The 22707-nt window shown below is 63.5% G+C and carries 22 protein-coding genes; 9 read left to right on the forward strand and 13 right to left on the reverse strand.

Annotated features, from left to right (window positions below; translation table 11 throughout):
• The first annotated feature begins 15 nt into the window (after nucleotides 1-15).
• From ACO07D_RS01690 to ACO07D_RS01700, 3 genes are all read left to right on the forward strand, one after another.
• Entirely contained in the window at nucleotides 16-438 is a 423-nt protein-coding gene (locus tag ACO07D_RS01690) for an acyl-CoA thioesterase (RefSeq protein WP_421701199.1), read from the forward strand.
• The gene (locus tag ACO07D_RS01695) at nucleotides 435-1592 is read left to right on the forward strand and encodes a winged helix-turn-helix domain-containing protein (protein WP_421701200.1); all 1158 of its coding nucleotides are present in this window, start codon (nucleotides 435-437) and stop codon (nucleotides 1590-1592) included. Before ACO07D_RS01690 ends, ACO07D_RS01695 begins: the two co-directional genes overlap by 4 nt.
• Before the next feature lie 112 nt (nucleotides 1593-1704).
• Nucleotides 1705-2445: a glucose 1-dehydrogenase gene (locus tag ACO07D_RS01700; protein ID WP_421701201.1), complete on the forward strand. Its 741-nt coding sequence runs from the start codon at nucleotides 1705-1707 to the stop codon at nucleotides 2443-2445.
• Between the two features lie 12 nt (nucleotides 2446-2457).
• On the opposite strand, the gene ACO07D_RS01705 is transcribed toward ACO07D_RS01700, so the two are convergent.
• The 6 genes from ACO07D_RS01705 to ACO07D_RS01730 form a co-directional block, all read right to left on the reverse strand.
• The gene (locus tag ACO07D_RS01705) at nucleotides 2458-2988 is read right to left on the reverse strand and encodes a TIGR00645 family protein (RefSeq protein WP_421701202.1); all 531 of its coding nucleotides are present in this window, start codon (nucleotides 2986-2988) and stop codon (nucleotides 2458-2460) included.
• A 57-nt stretch (nucleotides 2989-3045) separates the two neighbouring features.
• Nucleotides 3046-3396, reverse strand: a complete 351-nt coding sequence (locus ACO07D_RS01710; protein WP_421701203.1) for a DUF6614 family protein — start codon at nucleotides 3394-3396, stop codon at nucleotides 3046-3048.
• A gap of 116 nt (nucleotides 3397-3512) precedes the next feature.
• Nucleotides 3513-4133 (reverse strand): 30S ribosomal protein S4, encoded by a 621-nt coding sequence (gene rpsD, locus ACO07D_RS01715; protein ID WP_421701204.1) that lies wholly within the window; start codon nucleotides 4131-4133, stop codon nucleotides 3513-3515.
• 313 nt (nucleotides 4134-4446) lie between these two features.
• Nucleotides 4447-4908, reverse strand: coding sequence for an SRPBCC family protein (locus ACO07D_RS01720; protein ID WP_421701205.1), 462 nt, complete (start codon nucleotides 4906-4908; stop codon nucleotides 4447-4449).
• A 100-nt stretch (nucleotides 4909-5008) separates the two neighbouring features.
• Entirely contained in the window at nucleotides 5009-6073 is a 1065-nt protein-coding gene (locus tag ACO07D_RS01725) for a Hint domain-containing protein (protein WP_421701206.1), read from the reverse strand.
• Nucleotides 6074-6172: 99 nt separating this feature from the next.
• Nucleotides 6173-7084 (reverse strand): lipid A-modifier LpxR family protein, encoded by a 912-nt coding sequence (locus ACO07D_RS01730; protein ID WP_421701207.1) that lies wholly within the window; start codon nucleotides 7082-7084, stop codon nucleotides 6173-6175.
• 164 nt (nucleotides 7085-7248) lie between these two features.
• On the opposite strand from ACO07D_RS01730, the gene ACO07D_RS01735 reads away from it, so the two are divergent.
• From ACO07D_RS01735 to prfH, 4 genes are all read left to right on the forward strand, one after another.
• Nucleotides 7249-8352 carry a cystathionine gamma-lyase gene (locus ACO07D_RS01735; RefSeq protein WP_421701208.1) on the forward strand — a complete coding sequence of 368 codons (1104 nt, stop codon included), beginning with the start codon at nucleotides 7249-7251 and terminating at the stop codon, nucleotides 8350-8352.
• An 86-nt stretch (nucleotides 8353-8438) separates the two neighbouring features.
• Nucleotides 8439-8768, forward strand: coding sequence for a hypothetical protein (locus ACO07D_RS01740; protein WP_421701209.1), 330 nt, complete (start codon nucleotides 8439-8441; stop codon nucleotides 8766-8768).
• Nucleotides 8769-9031: 263 nt separating this feature from the next.
• On the forward strand, nucleotides 9032-10135 hold the full coding sequence (locus tag ACO07D_RS01745) for an RNA ligase RtcB family protein (RefSeq protein ID WP_421701210.1): 1104 nt from the start codon (nucleotides 9032-9034) through the stop codon (nucleotides 10133-10135).
• Nucleotides 10132-10746 (forward strand): peptide chain release factor H, encoded by a 615-nt coding sequence (gene prfH / locus ACO07D_RS01750; protein WP_421701211.1) that lies wholly within the window; start codon nucleotides 10132-10134, stop codon nucleotides 10744-10746. The genes ACO07D_RS01745 and prfH overlap by 4 nt, the downstream gene beginning before the upstream one ends.
• A 7-nt stretch (nucleotides 10747-10753) precedes the next feature.
• On the opposite strand, the gene ACO07D_RS01755 is transcribed toward prfH, so the two are convergent.
• Both ACO07D_RS01755 and ACO07D_RS01760 read right to left on the reverse strand, forming a co-directional pair.
• Entirely contained in the window at nucleotides 10754-11971 is a 1218-nt protein-coding gene (locus ACO07D_RS01755) for a glycosyltransferase family 87 protein (RefSeq protein ID WP_421701212.1), read from the reverse strand.
• Nucleotides 11972-12208: 237 nt separating this feature from the next.
• Nucleotides 12209-14485 (reverse strand): adenosylcobalamin-dependent ribonucleoside-diphosphate reductase, encoded by a 2277-nt coding sequence (locus ACO07D_RS01760; RefSeq protein ID WP_421701213.1) that lies wholly within the window; start codon nucleotides 14483-14485, stop codon nucleotides 12209-12211.
• A 124-nt stretch (nucleotides 14486-14609) separates the two neighbouring features.
• Here ACO07D_RS01760 and ACO07D_RS01765 point away from each other — a divergent pair, with 124 nt between their 5' ends.
• Entirely contained in the window at nucleotides 14610-15044 is a 435-nt protein-coding gene (locus ACO07D_RS01765) for a DUF1489 family protein (RefSeq protein WP_421701214.1), read from the forward strand.
• Between the two features lie 114 nt (nucleotides 15045-15158).
• Here ACO07D_RS01765 and hisG read toward each other — a convergent pair whose 3' ends face one another.
• The 4 genes from hisG to ACO07D_RS01785 all read right to left on the reverse strand — a co-directional run bounded on the left by hisG (nucleotide 15159) and on the right by ACO07D_RS01785 (nucleotide 18804).
• Nucleotides 15159-15857, reverse strand: coding sequence for an ATP phosphoribosyltransferase (hisG, locus tag ACO07D_RS01770; RefSeq protein WP_421701215.1), 699 nt, complete (start codon nucleotides 15855-15857; stop codon nucleotides 15159-15161).
• Nucleotides 15854-16954, reverse strand: a complete 1101-nt coding sequence (locus tag ACO07D_RS01775; protein WP_421701216.1) for an ATP phosphoribosyltransferase regulatory subunit — start codon at nucleotides 16952-16954, stop codon at nucleotides 15854-15856. Before ACO07D_RS01775 ends, hisG begins: the two co-directional genes overlap by 4 nt.
• Nucleotides 16947-18425 (reverse strand): histidine--tRNA ligase, encoded by a 1479-nt coding sequence (gene hisS, locus ACO07D_RS01780; RefSeq protein WP_421701217.1) that lies wholly within the window; start codon nucleotides 18423-18425, stop codon nucleotides 16947-16949. The genes ACO07D_RS01775 and hisS overlap by 8 nt, the downstream gene beginning before the upstream one ends.
• Before the next feature lie 76 nt (nucleotides 18426-18501).
• A complete protein-coding gene (locus tag ACO07D_RS01785; protein ID WP_421701218.1) occupies nucleotides 18502-18804 on the reverse strand; it encodes an SH3 domain-containing protein in 303 nt (100 codons plus the stop codon).
• Nucleotides 18805-18886: 82 nt separating this feature from the next.
• Between ACO07D_RS01785 and ACO07D_RS01790 the strand changes: the two genes are divergently transcribed.
• A complete protein-coding gene (locus tag ACO07D_RS01790; protein ID WP_421701219.1) occupies nucleotides 18887-19096 on the forward strand; it encodes a SlyX family protein in 210 nt (69 codons plus the stop codon).
• A gap of 52 nt (nucleotides 19097-19148) precedes the next feature.
• Here ACO07D_RS01790 and dnaE read toward each other — a convergent pair whose 3' ends face one another.
• Nucleotides 19149-22685 carry a DNA polymerase III subunit alpha gene (dnaE, locus tag ACO07D_RS01795; protein WP_421701220.1) on the reverse strand — a complete coding sequence of 1179 codons (3537 nt, stop codon included), beginning with the start codon at nucleotides 22683-22685 and terminating at the stop codon, nucleotides 19149-19151.
• Nucleotides 22686-22707 lie beyond the last annotated feature (22 nt).

Consider the following 22707-nt stretch of genomic DNA (forward strand, 5'->3'; position numbering starts at 1 on the left):
CCGACAGGAGAGCCCATGCCCGCCATCGAAACCTTCCGCCGCATCGTCGACCCCGCCGATTGCGACATGCTCGGCCACATGAACATCAGCCGCTATTTTGCCTGTGTCTCGGACGCGGGGCTGGGATTGATGACCGCATTCGGGCTGGGTCAAGACCAGATCATCGGGGGCCGCCGCCAGGCCTTCGCCGTGGTGCATTTCGACACGACCTTCCACAAGGAAGTCCTACCCGGCGACTGGATATACATCCGCTCAGGTGTGGGCGAAATCGGCAACCGCTCCTGTACCATTCGCCACGAGATGCATCGCGCAACCGATGACGCGCTGCTGTTCGAGGCCACGGCCAAGGCGGTGCTGATGGATCTTGAAACCCGCCGCGCAACCCCGATCGACGAGGGCTTGCGCGAACAGATGGAGCGCTTCATGGTCACCACATGACCAGCCCCCTGCGCATCACGAACCGCGACGCCCGCCGCCTGTGGCTCTGGACCAATGGGCTGTCCCCCACACCCACCGGGGCGCTCGATGTGATGGGGATCATCCGGCACCTTGGCTTTTTGCAGATCGACACGATCCGCAACGTGACCCGGGCGCATAATCACATCCTGTGGACCCGCAACCAGAACTTTCGCGAGGGACAGCTATGGCCGCATCTGGCAGGCCGCCGCCTGTTCGAGCATTTCACCCATGACGCCAGCCTCATCCCCGCCGAGGTTCTGCCCGCGTGGAACCGCCAGTTCGACCGGCTGGGCGCCCATGTCGCGCGCCATGACTGGTATCAATCGGGGCTAGCACGCGAGCAGGTGCAGCTGATCCGCGACCGCATCCGGGCCGAGGGCGCCCTGTCGACCCATGCCTTTGACACGAAAGCGGAAAGCCGCGCCATGTGGGCCCGCCCCCCGCATAAGAAGGCGCTGGACCAGATGTGGTATGCGGGCGAGCTGGCCACCTGTCATCGCGAGAATTTCGTGAAGTTCTATGACCTGGGGGAAAGGGTCTTTCCGGCCCATGATCCTCTGCCGGACGGCGAGGCGGTGGATTGGCTCTGCCGGGAGGCGCTCGACCGGATCTCGGTCGGCACCTCGGGCGAGGTGCAGCGGTTCTGGGATGCGATGGGGGCACGAGAGGCCAAGGCCTGGGCGGAAAGGGCCAAGACCGTACCGGTCGAGCTGCAAAATGCCGATGGCAACTGGCGCGCGGCGCTGGCCCATCCGGAGATCGAGACGCGGCTAGCCGAGGCCCCTGCCCCCACCACCCGCCTGCGCCTGCTGAACCCGTTCGACCCGGCCATTCGCGACCGCAACCGGCTGGAGCGGCTCTTCGGGTTCGAATACCGCAACGAGATGTTCGTGCCCAAGGCCAAGCGGCTCTGGGGCTATTACGTCTATCCGCTGTTGGAGGGCGACCGCTTCGTCGGGCGGATCGAGCTGAAGGCGGACCGGGCGGCGGGCTGGCTGGCCGTCACCGGGTTCTGGCCGGAATCAGGGGTGAAATGGGGGACGGCACGGCGTGCCAAACTGCAGGCGGAGTTGGAGCGTTTTGCCCGGTTTGTCGGTATTCGCCAGGTCGAGTGGCGCTGCCCCACCCCATGAGCGGCCCAAAATTCTTCTGAAGAATTTTGCCAAGACTTTTCAGAAAAGTCTTGGTCCCACTTGCGGTTGGCCGAACCGCCCCTCACACTCGGATCAACCACAGGAGGATGCCATGAGACTTCAGGACAAGACGGCGATCGTGACCGGGGGCGGATCAGGGTTCGGCGCAGGTATCGTGCGCAAGTTCGCGGCCGAAGGCGCGCGGGTCATGGTGGCGGATCTCAACGGGGAAGCGGCGGAAAAGATGGCCGCGGAGGTCGGTGGCATCGCCTGTACCGTGGACGTGTCCAACCGCGCCAGTGTCGAAGCCATGGCGGACCTAGCGCAGGAGACATTCGGCACCTTGGACATCCTGGTCAACAACGCGGGCATCACCCACCTGCCGACCCCGATGGAAGATGTCACCGAAGAAGCTTTTGACCGAGTTCTGGCTGTAAACGCGAAATCGGTCTTCCTGACCGCGCGCAGCTTCGTGCCCGGCATGAAAGCGGCAGGCACGGGCGCGATCCTGAACGTCGCCTCCACCGCCGGGCTCAGCCCACGGCCGAAGCTGAACTGGTACAATGCCTCCAAGGGCTGGATGATCACCGCAACCAAGACCATGGCGGTGGAATTGGCGCCTCACGGCGTGCGGGTCAATGCGATCTGCCCGGTCGCGGGCGAAACACCGTTGCTGTCCAGCTTCATGGGGGAAGACACGCCGGAGATGCGCGCGAAGTTCCTGTCGACCATCCCGATCGGGCGTTTCTCGACCCCCGAGGACATGGGCAACGCGGCCTGTTTCCTGTGTTCGGACGAAGCCGGCATGGTCACCGGCGTGGCGATGGAAGTAGACGGCGGACGCTGTATCTGAGCGCCGCCCCCATCAATCCTTGCGCGCCCGTGCGCCCAGCGCCCCCAGCCAATCCATCAGCGCCATCAGCACGCCCGAGACGATGAACGTGCCGTGGAACACCACCAGCCACAGCATCTCGGTCTCGGAAATCCCGTCGGTCTTGCCGATTTCCATAAAACGCTTCAGCAGGTGGATGGCTGAAATCGCGATGATCGAGGCAATGAGCTTCATCTTCAGCCCGCCGAAATCGACCTTGCCCATCCAGCCGGGCCGATCCTCGCCCGTTTCGACGTCCAGCTTGGACACGAAGCTTTCGTAGCCAGAAAAGATCACGATCACCAGAAGGTTCGCGGCCAGGGTCAGGTCGATCAGTGTCAAGACCACAAGGATCGACTTGTCCGCCGTCAGCTGCATGGCCTGGGGCAGGTAATAGAGCAGCTCACGGGCAAAGACGATCACCAGCAAACCCAGGGCCAGCACCAGCCCCCCATACATCGGCGCCAGCAGCCAGCGGGAGGCAAACAGCCCCTTTTCAAATGCCCGCTCAATCCCGTTCGACATATGCCCCTCCGTCAATGACTGGCCCAGGCTTTAGGACATTTGAGACACCGTGAAAAGTCACAGAATTGCAGCACGCTCCACCCGCGTTGGGTCCGGGTAGAGGCGATAGAGGCCGAACTCCACCGTGTCGATCATGCCGTGCACCCGGCTGTGAAGCCGCTCGACCTCATCTGAGGAGCTGCACACGTGCTGGAACAGCGCTTCCAACTGATCCAGGCCCGAGACCTCCACCGCCAGAATGAAATCGCGATGGGCGTCAGAGGCCAGGTTCAACTTGCTGCGCAGAAGCTGCCAGCGGTGGATCTTACCGTGGCTTTTCAGGTGCTCCATCCACTCCTCGACCGCCAGGGCGAAGTTCAGCGCCTGGGCGTCGTTCTTCAGATCAATCATGCAATGATAGAGGTTCATCCATCGCTCCTGCGGACACACATCACCAGACTGCCCGTACAGGGTTAGGAAAGTATGAATGCAAAAAGGGCCGCCAGCAGGCAGCCCTTTTCGAGAATTCGACAGGTCGGCGAAGATCAGTTCTTCGCGTAGAATTCGACGACCAGGTTCGGTTCCATCATCACCGGGTAGGGCACGTCCGACAGGCCGGGGGTGCGGGTGAAGGTGGCGGTCATTTTCGAGTGGTCGGCGTCGACGTAGTCGGGCACGTCACGCTCGGCCAGGCCCACGGCTTCCAGCACGACGGCCAGCTGCTTGGACTTGTCGCGAACGGCGATCACGTCGCCTTCCTTGACGCGGTAGGACGGGATGTTCACGCGCTTGCCGTTCACGGTCACGTGGCCGTGGTTCACGAACTGGCGGGCGGCGAAGACGGTCGGCACGAACTTGGCGCGGTAGACGACGGCGTCCAGGCGGCGCTCCAGCAGACCGATGAGGTTTTCACCGGTGTCGCCCTTCACACGCTCGGCTTCGGCGTAGATGCGGCGGAACTGCTTTTCGGTCAGGTCGCCGTAGTAGCCTTTCAGCTTCTGCTTGGCGCGCAGCTGCAGACCGAAGTCCGACATCTTGCCCTTGCGGCGCTGGCCGTGCTGGCCGGGGCCGTATTCGCGGCGGTTGACCGGGGATTTGGCGCGACCCCAGATGTTTTCGCCCATACGGCGGTCGATTTTGTACTTGGCAGACGTGCGTTTGGTCACGGCTGATCTCCTTATGTTGGCATGTCAGCTGATCCGAAAACCGGTTCCCACTTTTCGGGCTGACATCGCATCTGCGATGGCGCCGTTGTGCGAACCGAACCCGAACTGGCTTCGTGCCGGTTGATAAGGGCGTTGTCCTCTTGGGTCTCCCCATGACAGGCATCCCCTTGCGGGGGCCACCAACACCAATGAAGCCGCGCTTATAGCGGGTCGGGCGGGGGAGTCAACACGGGTTGGATACAAAGGGCGAAATTGGCCGGGCCGGTTCCGTGTTGCCCCGTCCTACACCAACGCTTGGACAGGTGCCAGTCGATCAGGCCGCGCTGCGCGTGCCGCAAACCTTCGCACCCAGCGCCGCCAGGTTCGCCTCCAACACCTTGCCCACCGGCCGTTTCACCAGGGTCTGGCCCATCAACCAACCGACGGGACCATATTTCATCTGGCAATCCATCGCCCAGATCACATGGGTCCGCGCCGGTCCCATGGGCTGCAGCTTGATATCAACGGTGGCGGTGGTCATCGGGATCGGTCCGAATTCAGACGCACGTATGCGGTAGCTCTGGCCTGGGCGCCAGTCGATCACCTCTTCAACCAGCGAACTGCCATTGTCGAAGTTGCAGCGCCGTATCGAACCGAGCCCGTCCGCCCCCGGGGTCAGCGCATCAACCGAGACCACGAAGGGCGCAAACTCGTCAATATGCATGAACCGGCCAAGCACTTCCCAGACCGCGTCGGGGCTCGCATCAATCACCAGGCTTCGTTCAATATGGATCACATCATCTCTCCAGATCAGGACTGTTTGAGAGGGTGATAACAAAGCCCTCCTGACAGCCTTCTGTCAGGAGGATGTCCGGTGATCGGCAGAAAACTCAGGCTCAGGCCACGCCCGCCTGCATGATCGCCGCTTCCGGCCGTGTCAGGATACGCCGCGCATAGTCGCCATAGGCCGCCGGGTCATAGTCCAGTTCAGGAAACTTCTCGACCAGACGCGCGCGCTGGCCCGGATCGACCGCGTCCAGCGCGGCCAGGGCCGGGTGGAAACTTTCAGTCGGCAGACCATTGGCCCAGACCACCTCGTGGCGCTCCAGCAGTAGGTGCACATAGGTCACTTCACGCAGGGAATGGTCCACATGCACGCGGCGGTCGTCGATCAGATCCTGCGCGGCCACCAGCACCTCGGGCGTGTTGAACAGCGCCTGGGCTTTGGGGCCGGTGATCAGCATGGAATGCTGCGGGCTGACGATCAGGTCACCATCGGGCCGATCAACCCCTAGGGCGCCCGCACGAATGCGCACCGGGCGCAGTTCCGGCATGGCATAGAGCCGCGCGCCGCTGATCCGGCGGTGGCCGATCCACAGCAGCTCCTGCGGGCCATTGTCGCGGGTCAGGATGCGGTCGCCTTCGGACAGGTGCTCGACCGGAACGTCGCCATCAGCGGTGCGAATGCGCGTTCCAGGGGTGAAACAGATCACACCGGTCGGCTGGTCGGTCAGGCGGTTCACGGCGCTCGCTTGCATCGTTGCCTGCACCACCCACAGGTCCGTATTGGCCGGGGGCACATCGCCCAGGAACATCAACAGCGGTGGCGTGCCTGGGCTGACATTGATCACCGTGACCGTGTAGCTCGACCGCCCATCCGTGACCTGAAAGCCCACGTTGAGCAATGGGTCATCGACCTCGACCGTTTCCGGGGGAAGCCCGGGGCGCAGGGCTGCGCCCACCAGCTTGTGTACCGCGCGCGCGGCGCGCCTGCGAAGGTCCGCCTCTCCGCTGGCCTGCTCCAGAAGAAGGACTTCACGCGGGCCGTCCACCCGCACGGGTTTGCCTGCCCAGCGCCAGCTTGCGCCCACGCCCAACGCGTGCATCGGCGCGCCGGTCAAACCGTCCACTTCTGTCTGCGACCACGAGATGACAAACGTGCCGTGAGAGCCCGTCATCATGCCTGTATGCCTGCCATTTTGTTTTTTATTGCCGACAGGTTAGCACGACCGAATCACCCTGGGAAGAGGGCGCTTTAACCTTTTTTCGGGCTGTTTCCATCAGAAATTGAGCTGAATATTGATCGAGCCCAATACCTGCCCGGTCGGCTGCGCCTCGAATTCCTCACCCAGCCAGGTGAGACCATAGAAGGCGCCGAACCGTTCGCCACGGTATTGAACCCCAGCCCGTGCCCGTGCGCGCATATCGGTCAGCTCATGGCCATCCGAGGCGGGCAGGTAAGCAGAATGGCTGACATGGGCGACATCTGCGCCCAGCAGAAAGGACAGGCCCGTGCCCATCTGCCCGCGTGCACCCTGGTAGAGCATGCCGGTGGTGCCATCGCGCATCACCAGGCCCTGGGTAAAACCGGCACCGATCAACACGTCGCCTCCAATGCGCACAAATGTCTCGGCCCCGGCTTGGGCTTCGATAAAGGGACGCAGGGTCGTGGATGGGCTCAGCGCAAAGGGGTGCGCGGCTTCGACCACTGCGGTGGGCATGACCCGATCCGGGATCTGGTTGGCCAGCACGGCGGGGTCCGGCATGGTGGCACCGAACAGCTTGTGCATCTCTTCCTGAAAGCCGCTGATCCCGGTCTGCGGGCCGGTTAGCACCAGGTCCATGCCAGTGGACAGCTCCAGCGCGCCACGGGTGAAATGGCTGTGCAGCCCAAAGGACAGGATGCCCGCGTAGCGTCGGTCGTCCGCCGCAGGGGCGGTCAGGCTGGCCGGGGTGATCATTGCAGCACCGAACCGGTACTCCAGCACCTCGCCGAATTCGCCACGTGTATCCGTACCTGCCGGACCACGCAGCCAACTGACCACATAGGCCCCGGTGCGCCAGCGGTCATGGTTGTCCCCGAGGTAATCGTTTGAAAACAAGCGACCAAAGCCCAAGGTTACCCGATCACCCGCCTGCGATGGCTGGGCAAAACAGGTCAGTACGGCCAAGGCCAGGGCGAATGCGCGCATCTTTATCCCAATCCCAATTCACTGCCCCCCGGCCCGCGTATACTATCCGTTAACCGTTTTGCGGCCTAGTGCACCGGCGCAACAGACCCGCTTCAAGCCCCTCGCAATTGGGGCTATTTCGTGGCACCTCTGGGCGCAAGACCACGCCCAGACAGGATGCCACCATGACCCGCACCCCGCCCCGTTTCTCCGATCTGCTCCACCTGCGCGGCAATGCGCTGGAGCGTGGCGACCCGATTGCCCTGCCGCTGGTGCAAAGCTCGATGTTTCACCAGCCCGGCACGCCGGAGGGGCCGGGCTATGGCCGGTCCCACAATCCGACCTGGGAGGCGCTGGAACACGCATTGGCCCATCTTGAGGCCGCCCCCTGCCGGATTTTCCCCTCCGGCATGGGCGCCATTTCCGCCGCGCTGTTTGCCACGCTCAAGGCAGGATCCCGACTGCTGATCCCTTCGGACGGGTATTACGTGACACGTGTCCTGTCCGCAGAGTTTCTGGCAGTCCTCGGCGTCGAAGTAAGCGAACGCCCGACCGCCGGTTTCAGCGAAGGGGGATTTGCGGGCTTTGACGTGGTCTTCCTTGAAAGCCCCTCAAACCCGGGGCTGGACGTCATCGACATGGCAAGCATCGCCGCCGAGGTGCGACGGCTTGGCGGGATTACCATCTGCGACAACACAACCCTGACCCCCCTGGGGCAACGCCCGCTGGACCTGGGCGTGGACATGGTCGTCGCCTCAGACACGAAATCACCCGGCGGGCATTCGGACGTGCTGATGGGGCATGTCGCCACCCGCAATGCCACCCTGCTGGAGCGGGTCGAGACCTGGCGCATGGTCTCGGGTGCGATCCCCGGCCCGCAGGAGGCCTGGCTGACCCATCGCGGGTTGGAAACGCTGGAGGTGCGGTTTGATCGCATGTGCAGCTCGGCCCAAGTGATCGCCGAACGGCTCGCAGACCACCCGGCGGCCGAAACGGTGCGTTATCCAGGCCTGCCCGGTGACCCGTCCCACAACCTCGCCCGCCAACAGATGACGCGCATGGGGTTCCTGATCTCGCTGACACTGAAAGACGAGGCCACGGCCGAACGCTTTATCAACGCCTGCCCGCTGCTGCGCCCCACCACCAGTTTCGGGGGCGTGCACAGCTCCGCCGAGCGCCGCGCCCGTTGGGGGGACGACGTGGCGCCGGGCTTCGTGCGCCTGTCTGTGGGGGGCGAACCGGTCGAGGAGCTATGGGAGGCGCTGAAGGCCTCGCTTGACGCGCTATAGGTCACCTTGCGTCACGCGACCGTTGGCCGCGTTGCCAGCGGCACGGTCCCTTGGTCCTGTCAAGACATTCAAGACAGGACCCTGATATGAAACATCTACTCTTCACCGCCTCCCTGCTTCTGGCCACCCCAGCCTTGGCAGGCAACCCGGCCTATTTGATCGACTTCGGCGAACGCGACCACAGCAACCGCATGGTGCTGGTGCATTCCCAGGGCTGGGGGTGGGACAGTGAAGGCAGCTGCGCCGAACAGGCGCCCAGCTATTGCCTCTACATCGATTTCTGCGGCAATTACCGCGTTTGGGTGCCGCGCGCCAATGCCGAACGGATAACGGATTTCCTCACGGCCAGCCGTGCCAACGCCATTGCCCTGCGTTCGGTTGATGGGCGGCAGAAGCTCTGCACCATGTGGAGGTAACCCCGCACGGCACCATCTGTGCCCCATTCGCAACAGGCCGGGGCGGCCCCTGCCCGCCCCGGTTGATCGGCGCAGGCCCCGCGCCTATCTCGCCATCACACCGCCCATACGGGTCCAATTCACCCCTCAAAGAAGGAGCATCGCCATGACCGACATTCGCCCTGCCCTTCGGGGTGCGACCAAAGCCTGATCGCGTAGGCATCAGCCCAGGTCCGACCGGCTATAAACGGCCACATCCAAAATCGAACCGATTGGACGAACACATGGGCAATACCCCCATGGGTCACAAGCCTGCGCGCTATGATGATGGCGCGGGCGTGATCCGACATTTCTTCACCTCCGACGCCTGGATCGACACCCGGGCCGAGGATCAACTGAAACACGTGGCCGCGCTGGACGGCGTGCGCGCCATGGCCGCCTTTCCCGACCTGCATCCCGGGCGTCACGGCCCGGTGGGCTGCACGATTCTGGCGGATCGCGTACACCCGCTACTGGCGGGCGGCGACATTGGCTGCGGCATGGCGCTGTTCCAGCTCGACCTGCCCGCGCGCAAGGTCAAGCCGGACAAGGCGGCAGAACGGTTGCGGGCCCTGGGCGCACCGCCCGAAGACGGCGCAGAGGCCTTGGAGGCGGCGGGCCTGCCCACCGACCTCTTTGCTGACGCCCTGGGCACGGTCGGGGGTGGCAACCATTTCTGCGAGCTGCAGAAAATGACTGAAACCACGCGCCCCGACCTCGACGCCTCCTGCGCCTACCTGCTGGTACATTCCGGCTCACGCGGACTGGGCCACGAGATCCTGACCGCCTGGCAGACGGGTACGCTGGACGAGCCCGCCTATCTGGCCCGCCATGATCAGGCCGTGACCTGGGCGCGGCTGAACCGGCAGCGCATTGCGGAACGGGCAGCACGGGCGCTTCGTGCGGATCTGGAGTTGGTGGTCGACAGCCCGCACAACTTGATCACGCCCCACGCGGGGGGCTGGCTGCACCGCAAGGGCGCGGCGCAGGCGGGCGGGTTGGTGCCGCTGGCTGGCACGCGGGCCACGGCGAGCTATCTGATGGACGCAAGCAAGGCGCCCGATGAGGCGCTGGCCTCCACCGCGCATGGGGCCGGGCGGCGGTTTGACCGGCGCGCCATGCACGGGCGCGTGGGCGGCAGCCGCTCGGCGCTCGACGCGCTCAGGCGCACCGATCTGGGCGGGCGGGTGATTTGCGACGACAAGGCTCTGCTGATCGAGGAAGCCCCCAAGGCCTACAAATCCGCCGCCAAGGTGGTCGCAGACCTGGAGGCAACAGGGGTGGCGACGCCGGTCGCAACCTTGCATCCGGTCGTGACCTACAAACGGGCACAGGAGGGGCGGCGATGAGCAGAACGCTTCTGATCAGTACCGGCAACGGGCCGGGAGAATGCGAACTGGCGGCGGGTCATGTCCTGACCCATCTACTGGTCGAGGTCGAGGCCGCCGGGATCGACGCAGATGTGACTGAAGTCGCGGGTCGGCACGGACCGAAATCGGTGCTTGTCACGCTGCACGGCCCTGCTGCAAAAGGGCTGGCGGAGGGCTGGCTGGGCACGGTACTCTGGCGCTGCCCCAGCCCGCTTCGCCCCGGGCACAAACGGCAGAACTGGTTCATCGGCGTCTTTGCCTTGCCCCCTGCCCGGCCCGCGCCGCCGGATCACGCGGAGATCCGCTTCGACACCTTCCGCGCAGGCGGGCCAGGCGGGCAGCACCAGAACACGACCGACAGCGCCGTGCGGGCCACTTGTCCGGCCACCGGCCTGTCAGTGGTGGTCCGCGACGGGCGATCGCAGCATCGCAACAAGGCCCTGGCGCGGGAGAGGTTGGCGGCCTTGAAACAGGCACAGGCCGCGTTGAACAGCGCGGCACGGCAACAGGAGTTGCACCGGCTGCACGCAACCCTGGAACGGGGAACGCCGACCCGGCGCTTTTCGGGACCACGCTTTCGCGAGACCTGATCCGTGGTCAGGGGCGCACGCGGCGGGTGGAGAGCGTCAACGCAATCGGGGCAAGCCCCGCCTCCCGCCGCTGCAGCCGCAGCAGGATCACCCCGATTCCGACCAGGGTCGGGCCACCAATAGACGGCGGCGTGAAGGAAAGCTGCGGGGCCAGAAGGGTCATGACCATGCCGTAAAGGCTCAATCCCCAGACCGCGACAAACAGCACCGCCCTCTCGCCCCGCCGTGCCTGTTGAACGATGACGTCCAGGAACAGCGCCGCAGCCCCGGCCAACATGGCCAGATCATAGTCGTAGTTATAGGGGCTTATCAGCGCCGAGATATAAAGTCCCGCGCCGACCACAACCCTTGGCGACGCTCCGATCCGTCGCAGCCAGATCAGGGCGGCAAGGCCTGACAGGATCACCGATAGATGCAACACCGTGGCCAGCAGGACTGGCGCCCCGATGGATAGGGCAAAGGCATAGACCGAGGTCATGCGGAACAGGGGGAAGATACCCGCCCGCAGCGCCTCGCTGCTGGCCGCCGCACTGCCCAGGAACCAGGTCCAGACCTGCGTTCCGAAGACCAGCGTCGACAGGGCCGAGAACAGGGCCACGATCAAGAGCGCCGTGATGACAAGGCGCCAGCGCCGGTCTCCCACGGCCCAAAGTGCGAAGCCGATTGCCAGGTGTGGCTTGATCGCCATCAGCCCCAGCGCAATGCCACCGGGCACCCCTGCACGCGGACGGGCCTGCACGGCCCCAAGCACGACCAGGGCCATCAGCCCGCCGGTCAGGAAACTGTTCTGCCCGGCACGCAGGATCAGCAGCATCAGGGGCAGCATCAGAACCAGAACGGTGTGAAACCCCTGCCCCGCCAAACGCCTGAGCGCCCAGAGGTACAGCCCCATGGACCCGCCCATGAACAGAAGGTAAGCCGCCCAAGCTGGCAGCGCACCAAGCGGGGCAATCAGCATCGCGAAGGGCGGCGGGTAGCTGAAGAACAGCTGGCTGCCATCGAAACCGGCCAGGGCCGCTTGACGCTCAAGAAACTGCGCCGGGTCATAGGCGCCACGAAGGTTACCTTCGCTGATCAAGACGCCGACCAGGTGGAACACATCGAAGTCCAGCAGGACGGCCTTGTCCATCCGGTCGGGGGCGGCGAATTCAACGGCGACATAACCCGCCAGGGCAGCAAACACGCCAAGGATGAGGGCCAAAGTGCCAATACGAAGCCGGATCATGCCGGTTGCGCCTTCCTCAAACTCTCCGCATCGGAAGCGGAGCTGCAAACATCTGATTTCAAATCAACAATTCAAATCGTCAACCGTACCAAGCCTCACATGGCACATACGCCAAGCTGTGCCACGCAACACTCAACTCCACCTTAGGGAGATTGATCTTTCGGAACAACGAAAAACCCCGCCACCAATCCGGCAGCGGGGTCAAATCGGTCGATATGTCGCAGGATCAGGCCCGGCTCAGCCGCATTTCGAATGGCCGCAGCTGCCGCAGGTCATGCAGCCCTCGACCATGCGCATGTCATATTGACCGCAGGACGGGCAGGCCGGGCCGCGCGGGGTGCCCAGGTTCACGACCTCGGCCTGCGGGTCGGATTTCAGGCCCATGCCCTCGCCCTCGATAAAGCCGGTGGCGATCATGTGGCGCTCGATCACGCCGCCGATGGCCGCCAGGATCGAGGGGATGTATTTGCCCTGCACCCAGGCGCCGCCGCGCGGGTCGAACACCGCTTTCAGCTCTTCGACCACGAACGACACGTCGCCGCCACGACGGAACACCGCCGACACCATGCGGGTCAGCGCGAGCGTCCAGGCGTAGTGCTCCATATTCTTGGAGTTGATGAACACCTCGAACGGGCGACGGTGACCGCCGTGCACAATGTCATTGATGGTGATATACATCGCGTGTTCGGTGTCGGGCCACTTGAGCTTGTAGGTATGTCCCTCCAGCGACGAGGGGCGGTCCAGAGGCTCGGACATGTAAATGACTTCGGCATCCGCGCCGTCGCCACCCACATGTTCGGGGCTTTCGCCCGGCGCTGCCTCGGAGGTCTCGGACACCGACAGAACCGACCCGGTCACGTCATTCGGACGATAGGTGGTGCAGCCCTTGCAGCCGGTCTCCCAGGCTTGCAGGTAGACGTCCTTGAAATCCTCGAAGGAAATATCCTCGGGGCAGTTGATGGTTTTCGAGATCGAGCTGTCGACCCATTTCTGCGCCGCCGCCTGCATCTTGACATGGGCCGAGGGCGCCAGCGTCTGGGCGTTGACGAAGTAATCCGGCAACTCACGGTCGCCGAACTTGTCGCGCCACATCTGCACGGCGTAGTCCACGACCTCTTCCTCGGTCCGGGTGCCGTCCTTTTGCAGAACCTTACGGGTGTAGGCATAGGCAAAGACCGGCTCAATGCCGGAACTCACGTTGCCCGCATAGAGGCTGATCGTGCCCGTCGGCGCGATCGAGGTCAGCAGGGCGTTGCGAATGCCATGTTCACGAATGGCGTCACGCACGTCGTCGTCCATATGCTGAAGCGAGCCGGAGTTCAGGTAGGCCTCGGCCTCGAACAGCGGGAAGGCACCCTTTTCCTTGGCCAGTTCGACCGAAGCCAGATAGGAGGCGCGCGCGATGGCCTTCATCCAGACCTCGGTCTGCTGGGCGGCGGCGTCGGTGCCGTATTTCAGCCCCAACATCAAAAGCGCGTCGGCAAGGCCGGTCACTCCCAGGCCAATGCGGCGCTTGGCCTGGGCCTCTTGGCGCTGCGCCTCCAGAGGGAAGCGGCTGGCGTCGACCACATTATCCATCATGCGCACGGCGGTGGTGACCAACTCGTTCAGCGCCTCGATGTCCAAGTGCGCGGCATCCTCGAAGGGTTCGGCCACCAGGCGGGCGAGGTTGATCGAGCCCAGCAGACAGGCGCCATAGGGCGGCAGCGGCTGTTCGCCACAGGGGTTCGTGGCCGCAATCTGCTCGCAATAGTTCAGGTTGTTCATCTGGTTGATGCGATCGATGAAGATCACGCCCGGTTCGGCGTAATCATAGGTCGCGCGCATGATCTTGTTCCACAGATCGCGCGCCTGCACCGTGTGATAGACCACATCGCCAAACTTCAGCTCCCAACCGGCGTCGTCCTTGACCGCCTGCATGAAGTCATCGGTGACCAGCACCGACAGGTTGAACATGCGCAGCCGCGCGCTGTCCTGTTTCGCGGTGATGAAATCGTTGATGTCCGGGTGATCGCAGCGCATGGTCGCCATCATCGCCCCACGACGCGAGCCCGCCGACATGATGGTGCGGCACATCGCGTCCCAGACGTCCATGAAGCTTAGCGGGCCAGAGGCATCCGCCGCCACGCCGTGCACATCCGCGCCACGCGGGCGAATGGTCGAGAAATCATAACCAATCCCGCCGCCCTGCTGCATGGTCAGCGCAGCCTCCTTCAACATGTCAAAAATGCCCGACATGCTATCCGGGATCGTGCCCATGACGAAACAGTTGAACAAAGTCACGGCGCGGCCGGTGCCAGCGCCGGCGGTGATGCGCCCTGCGGGAAGAAATTTGAAATCCTCCAGCGCTGTGAAGAACTCCTGCTCACGCTCCGGCTCTGCCTCCGACAGGCTGCGCGCAATGCGACGCCAGCTATCTTCCACCGTCAAGTCGATCGGATCGCCATCCGCCTGTTTGAAACGGTATTTCATGTCCCAGATGGACTCGGCGATCGGGGCGGCAAAGCGGCTCATGCGGGCGATTCCTATGTGGCAGTGAGGGCATTCCACAATAGTCGTCACTGCACGTGATCGTCAATTGCCTTTCCCACGATTTGACGCTATTTTTGACATCCACCACACAACATATGGGGCTGACATGCCAAACGGCACCATAAATCTAGTCAAACTCTGCGTCGGCGCCGAGCGAGTCGAGGACCTGCAAGCCTGGCAGATCGCTCGCGCCGGGGGGCGCCCGGGATACGAGCCGCGCCATGTCACCCGCATGTGGCCCAAACGCGAGGCAGAGCTGTTGAATGGTGGCTCGCTTTATTGGGTGTTCAAAGGGTTCATCCTGGCACGTCAACGGGTGCTGCGGCTGGATGAGGTAATCGGCGAGGACGGAATTCGCCGCTGCGGTATCGTAATGAGCCAGGAGGTGGTACGCACCGAAAGCGTGCCCCGGCGGGCATTTCAAGGCTGGCGGTACCTGACGCCGCAAGACGCCCCCGCCGACCTGACCCTGACCCGACGGGACGAGGACGAGTTGCCCCACGAGCTCTCTGCCGCGCTGGCCGATATCGGCATTCGCTGAACCTGAACGGTGGCGCTCCCGCTCCGGGGTTCTGCCCGCTCCTCGGGGAAACGGTCCACTGAACACTTTCCGGCAAGCCCTCGACCCCCAAGATACTTGGGGCAAAAAAAGAGATCAGCCGGTGATTTCGAGCTGTTCCAGCAAGGCTTTCAAGAGCGGGCGGTTGTCGCCGCTCCAATCTGCCTTGCGCGACTTGAACAGGGTGGCCTGGCTCTTGTGCACCGGGGGGCCTGCGAGGATCTTCAGGTGGTTCGCCCGCAGGGTCTCGCCGGTTGAGGTGATGTCCGCGACAGCCTCGGCCGTCTCGTTCTTGACCGTGCCTTCCGTTGCGCCCTGGCTGTCGACCAGTTGATAATCAGCCACGCCGTGGTCACGCAGGTGGTCGCGGATCAAGCGGTGGAACTTGGTCGCGATGCGCAGGCGGAACCCATGTTCTGCGCGGAACGCGGCGGCCACCGCATCGAGGTCGTCGAGCGTGTTCACATCTACCCAGCATTTCGGCACGGCGATGATCAGGTCCGCATGGCCAAAACCCATGGTGGCAAGCTCGCCCACCTTGTCTTCCCACAGGCCAAGCTTCTCGCGCACCAGGTCAGAGCCGGTCACACCGAGGTGGATCCGCCCCGCGGCCAGTTCGCGCGGGATTTCCCCCGCGGAGAGCAACACGAGCTCGATACCATCGACGCCTTCGACGGCGGCCGCGTATTCGCGATCCGATCCGGTGCGGGCCAGACGCACGCCGCGCGCACCGAACCAGTCAAAGGTCTTTTCCATCAGTCGGCCCTTGGAGGGCACACCAAGTTTGAGGGTCATTTTTCGCCCCCTTGTCCGATTTGTGCAATTTCCAATGTCATTTCAGGACGAATAACGGCACCGATTGCAGGAATTTCACGCCCCTTGCCCAACACCCGGGTCAGGGCGTCATAGCGTCCGCCGGTCGCGACAGGGGGCAGATCCGGGCGGGTTTCGGCGTAGAATCCGAAGACGAACCCGTCGTAATACTCCATCGAAGTGCGTCCATAGGAGCCTTCGAAATCCAGCGTATCCACGTCCACGCCGCGCGCAGACATTGCGTCCAGACGGGCCTCCATCCGGTCAACGGCGAGGCTGATCGAGGGCATATCCACCGCAAGATCGCGCAGGTGGTCGAGCACATTGGGGCTGGTCTCGCGCAGGGCCAGAAGGTCGTCCAGCAGGTCGACCTCAAGCCCCGAGATCGGTGCGGCCTCGGCATCGGCCCGCAAGGTCTCGACCCGCGCGGCGATTTCGGACCGCGAGCGCAGGCCGATCATCGGGGCATCGCACCCCATCGGATCCGCCTGGGCCAGCATCTCCTCACGCCCGGCAGGCTGCGGCGCGCGGCCAGAGAACCGATCCAATAGTGCGCGGAAGCGACGCGGGCGCCAGATGTGGCGCAGCAGCGCGGCCTTGCGCCGATCGGTGGTCTTGAGGCCGCGCACAGCAGCCAGAAGCAGCCCCATGTCGCCGGTTGCAGCGCGCAGGTCGAGCCCCTCAAGCGACTGGGAAATCACGGAAAACACCTCTGCATCCGCAGCAGGAGGATTGTCGCGTTCAAAGAGCTCGTAGCCGACCTGGAAATGCTCGGGCGCCCGATGGGCGGCCTCTTCCTGGGCGCGGAACACCTCGCCCATATAGGCATAGCGCGCGGGTTCGGCCCCGTTTGTCATGTGCATCTGCACCACGGGCACGGTGAAATCAGGGCGCAGCATGGCCTCGCCCATGACCGGGTCATTGGTCACGTAAGCGCGGGCGCGGATATCCTCGCCATAGAGGTCCAGAAGCGTGCCTGCGGGCTGCAGGATATCCGCCTCGATCACCTGCGCGCCGACCTGTTCGAAACGCGCCAGCAGGCGGGCGGCCTCTGCCCGGATGGTGGATTTGTCAGCCATCGGACGCCTCGATGATCTCGCGCACCTTGGCGACCAGATCGCCGCGCGCGCATTCGAATTGCGAGGGGCGTTCCTTCCATTCCTCCAGCGTGGCGCTTTCGGCGATCTTGGCGCCCAGCACCAGATCCTTGATCTGAATCTTGCCCGCCTCGAATTCGTCCGAACCCGCGATCACGGCCACCGGAGAGCGACGTTTATCCGCGTATTTCAACTGGTTACCGAAGTTCTTCGGATTGCCCAGATAGACCTCGGCGCGGATGCCCGCATCGCGCAGCTCGGCGACCATGGCCTGATAATCCGCCATGCGGGTGCGGTCCATGACGGTCACGACAACGGGCCCCTTGGCCTGGCCGCCCATGCGGCCCTTGGCACGCAGCGCGGCCAGCAGGCGGTCGACACCGATCGACACACCGGTCGCGGGCACGGCCTGGCCGGTGAAACGTTTCACCAGGTCGTCATAGCGTCCGCCCCCGGCGACCGAACCGAACTGGCGCGGGCGGCCCTTTTCATCCAGGATTTCGAAGGTCAACTCGGCTTCGAAAACTGGGCCGGTGTAATAGCCCAATCCGCGTACGACCGAGGGGTCGATCTCAATCCGGTCCGGGCCATAGCCCTGTGCGGCCAGCAGATCGGCGATCTGTTTCAGCTCATCCACACCTTCGGCACCGATCTTGCTGTCACCCACGGCGGCGGAGAGATTGGCGAGCGTTTCGCCCGCATCCGCGCCTTTCGAGGTCAGGAAGGCCAGCACCGGCTCGGCCTGGGCGTCTTCCAACCCGACACCGTCGATATAGGCACCAGAAGCATCCAGACGGCCCTTGCCGAGCAGCTCGCGCACACCCGCCTCGCCAACCTTGTCGAACTTGTCGATGGTGCGCAGGACAGCGTCACGCTGCGCGCCTTCGTCGAGACCCATGACCTCAAGCACGCCATTTAGAACCTTGCGGTTGTTCACACGGATCAGGTAGTCGCCACGGGGAATGCCAACGGTTTCGAGCGTATCGGCCAGCATAGCGCAGATCTCGGCATCCGCGGCCATCGAGGCCGTTCCCACAGTATCCGCATCACATTGATAAAACTGGCGAAAACGCCCCGGCCCCGGCTTTTCATTGCGCCAGACCGGCCCCATCGCAAAGCGGCGATAGGGGGTAGGCAGGTCGTTGCGGTGCTGGGCATAGACACGGGCCAGCGGCGCGGTCAGGTCATAGCGCAGGGCGAGCCACTTCTCGTCATCCGCCTCCTGCCAAGCAAAGACCCCCTCGTTCGGGCGGTCCACGTCGGGCAGGAACTTGCCCAGCGCCTCGACCGTCTCAACGGCTGAGCTTTCCAGCGCGTCGAACCCATAGCGATGATAGACCCCGGCAATCTGATCGAGCATATGTTTGCGCTCGCTCACCTCCGCGCCGAAATAGTCGCGAAAGCCCTTGGGCGTTTCCGCCTTGGGCCGGGGCTGTTTCTTCTGCTTGGCCATGGGTCCGTCCGGGTTCAGGTCACTGTCGCGGGCGGTCTAGCGGATGGGGGCCAAATGGGCAAGGAATGGCTGCGGATCAATAGGAAACTTCGCAAATATACCTGTCATAGACCCAGCCGTTCGGACCGGAATAGGTCCAGTCGTCGATCCCGCGCTGCACAATCACCTCGCGCCAATTGTCCGCGCTTTCCGGCTCCATGGTGATGACGAAGGTGCCGGGGGTCAGTTTCTGCATGATTTCGCAGCTGGTCGACGCGCAGGCGCGCAGGGCGAGGAAATTCTCACCCTCAGGGTTCAGCTTGCAGACCACGTATTGTTCACCGTCATAAGCCAGGGCGGGGCTGGTCAGCAGGATCAGGGCTAGGGTGAGGTGTTTCATCATCTCCTCCGTTTTGCCCAAGGATGTCACGTGAGCCACAGGGGGGCTATGACATGGATCAGGAAGGGTATAGGAATGCGCCATGGATACGGAACGCGAAACCCGCCTGGAAGAACAGATCGCCCACCTGACCAAGACGGTCGAGGAGCTGTCAGACGTCATTGCCCGCCAGGATGCGGAACTGTCGAAGCTGGCCCATCGGGTGCAGGTGCTGATGGCGCGTGAAGCCGAACGCGAGGCGGCAGGCTCCGGCGGTGTCATCCTGGGGGATGAGCGCCCACCGCATTACTGACGGGCCAGATCTTTTCAAAAAGATTTGCAGAACTCTTACTTAAGAGTTTTGGTCACACCTCTTCGACGTGCACGACACCTGTGATCGACTTGATCGCCCCCTTGATCTGCGGATTGAGCGGGAAGCTCTTGCCGAGCGTCATGTCGACCTCGCCCGGCAGAGTCGGGTCCATCAGGGTCAGGCTGACCTCGCCCGGTTTCACGCCACGCGCGGTTTCGGCGGCGTTTGCCAGCAGGCTCGCCACCGCTTCGATCGCGGTCGGCCGATCCACATGCACGTTCAACGCCATGCCGCCCGCGTCCGCCACCACCGCGTCGATGGGCGCGACAGAGCGGGCAATCGGGTCGAACTGGCCTTCGTTGAAACGCCCTTCCAGGGTCATGACAACCTGTAGGGTCTCGTCAAACACCCGGCGTGTCGCTTCGAAATCATCAGGGAACAGGGCCATGCCCGAGACCTGCCCGGTCGGGTCCGAGATATTCATGCGGAAGAACTGCGTGCCCCGGCCCGACTTGCGCTGTTGCAAGCCGCCGACGATCACCGCGACCTTGCCGACCGCCGCGCCGTTCTTCTCGGCCTTCTCGCGCAGCCCATCAAGCGTCAGCACGCCCTTGCGTTTCAGCGCGGGCAGGTAGTCATCCAGCGGGTGACCGGTCAGGTAGAAGCCGATGGCCTTGTGTTCTTCCGCCAGCCGTTCATTGGGCAGCCAGTCGCCCACCGGGCTCAGGCGCGGTTCAGGCAGGTCCTCGCCCGCCTCGCCGAACAGGCTGACCTGGGCCGAGGCGCGTTGTTCGTGGATCGCCGCCGAGTAGTTCACCAGTGCGTCCAGACTGTCGAAGACCCGGCGACGATTGTCGTCGAGCACGTCGAAGGCGCCCGCGCGGGCCATCATTTCCAGAGGCCGCTTGCCGACCCGCTTCAGGTCCACACGCCGCGCCACGTCATAAAGGTTCACGAAGGGCTTGTCGGGGCTGTTCGGGTCCTCGGGATCGGTCCGACGACCTTCGACCACCAGTTTCATCGCCTCGAGCCCCACGTTCTTCAGCGCCCCCAGCGCGTAGACGCAGCGCCCTTCGCTGACGGAAAACGTCTCGATCGAGCGGTTGATACAGGGCGGAATGATCTCGATATCCAGGCCCCGGCGCACCTCTTCGGCGTAGACGGACAGCTTGTCGGTCAGGTGAATATCGCAGTTCATGACACCCGCCATGAACTCCACCGGGTGGTTCGCCTTCAGCCAGGCGGTCTGGTAGGAGACCACCGCATAGGCCGCCGCGTGGGACTTGTTGAAGCCGTAGTTGGCAAATTTCTCCAGAAGGTCGAAAACCTCCATCGCCTTTTTCTGTTCGACGCCGTTCTTCTTCGAACCCTCGACGAATTTCGGCCGCTCGGCGTCCATCGCCTCCTTGATCTTCTTACCCATCGCGCGTCTGAGCAGGTCGGCGCCGCCGAGGCTGTAGCCCGCCATCACCTGGGCAATCTGCATCACCTGCTCTTGATAGACGATAATGCCTTGAGTTTCCTCAAGAATATGGTCAATCAGCGGATGCACTGACTCGCGCTCCTTGAGCCCGTTCTTGACCTCGCAATAGGTCGGAATGTTCTCCATCGGGCCGGGTCGGTAAAGCGCCACCAGCGCGACGACATCCTCAATACAGGTGGGTTTCATGCGCCTGAGCGCATCCATCATGCCCGAGCTTTCCACCTGGAACACCGCGACCGTCTTGGCCGAGGAATAGAGGTCATAGGTGACCTTGTCATCGAGCGGGATCGCGTTGATCTCGTTCACCGCACCTTCTGGCGGCTCATAGAGCTGGGCACCATCCGGGCCGGTGTGAATATCGCGCCCTTCACCCTTGATCAGGTCCACGGCGTTCTGGATCACGGTCAGGGTCTTCAGTCCCAGGAAGTCGAACTTGACCAGCCCGGCCTGCTCCACCCATTTCATGTTGAACTGGGTCGCCGGCATGTCCGAACGCGGATCCTGGTAGAGCGGCACTAGGTGGTCCAGTGGCCGGTCACCGATCACGACACCCGCCGCGTGGGTCGAGGCGTTCCTGAGCAGCCCTTCGACCTGCTGGCCATATTTGAGCAGCCGCGCAACGACCTCTTCCCGGTCAGCCTCCTCACGCAGGCGCGGCTCGTCGGCCAGCGCCTTTTCGATCGACACGGGTTTGACCCCCTCGACCGGGATCAGCTTGGACAGCCGGTCCACCTGGCCATAGGGCATCTGCAACACGCGGCCCACGTCGCGCACGGCGGCCTTGGACAGAAGCGCGCCGAAGGTAATGATCTGCCCCACCTTGTCGCGCCCGTACTTCTCCTGCACGTAGCGGATCACCTCTTCGCGACGGTCCATACAGAAGTCGATGTCGAAGTCGGGCATCGACACCCGTTCCGGGTTCAGGAAGCGTTCAAACAGCAGGCTGTAACGCAGCGGGTCAAGGTCGGTAATGGTCAGCGCATAGGCCACCAGGCTGCCCGCACCGGACCCCCGCCCCGGCCCCACCGGAATGCCCTGATCCTTGCCCCATTTGATGAAGTCGGCAACGATCAGGAAGTAGCCCGGGAAACCCATCGACTCGATGATACCCATCTCAAAATCGAGCCGCTTGTAGTATTCCTCCTCGCTCACCGCATGGGGGATGACGGCTAGGCGCGCGGCCAGACCTTCGCGCGACTGACGGCGCAGCTCCTCGACCTCATCATCGGCGAACTTGGGCAGGATCGGATCGCGGCGATAGGCCTGAAACGCGCATCGCTTGGCAATTTCCACCGTGCTTTCAATCGCTTCCGGGAGGTCCGCAAACAGTGTGACCATCTCCTCGGGGCTTTTGAAATAGTGTTGCGGCGTCAGGTGGCGGCGCGGCTCCTGCTGGTCAACATAGGCGCCCTCCTTGATGCAGATCAGCGCATCATGGGCCTCGTAGATGTCGGATTTGGGGAAATAGACATCGTTGGTGGCGACCAAGGGGATGCCCATCTGATAGGCCATCTCGACGAAGCCACGCTCGGTCGCCCGTTCGGCTTCGGTGGTCTTCCCCCCCTCGCCCGGATGGCGCTGCAGCTCGACATAAAGCCGGTCACCAAAACACTTGTGCAGCCGTGCCATCAGCGCCTCGGCCTTCGGGCGCTGGCCCGAGGATAGGAGCTTCCCCACCGGCCCCTCCGGCCCGCCGGACAGGCAAATGAGCCCCACGCTGAACTCTTCCAGCTCTTCCAGCGTGACCGAAGGCAGCGCCCCGTGCTTGTCCACGTAGAGGCAGGAGTTGAGCTTCATCAGGTTCTCATACCCGCCCTCGTTCTGAGCCAGCAAAACCACCGCGGCCGGGTCGCGCGGTTTCTCTCCCGGCGCGGGCGGATCATAAGCGACATCAACCTGGCAGCCGATGATCGGCTGCACCCCGGCACCCGAGGCGATTACCGAAAACTCCAATGCCGAGAACAGGTTATTGGTGTCCGTCACGGCCACGGCGGGCATGTTTGCCTTCTCGCAGAGGCCTGCAAGTTTCTTGACCGGCACGGCCCCTTCCAGCAGGGAGTATTCGGTGTGAAGGCGGAGATGAATGAATCGGGGATCGCTGCTCATGACGTTCAACTTATCCCCCACC

The organism is Aliiroseovarius sp., assembly GCF_965228805.1.
Classification (GTDB): domain Bacteria; phylum Pseudomonadota; class Alphaproteobacteria; order Rhodobacterales; family Rhodobacteraceae; genus JASBTN01.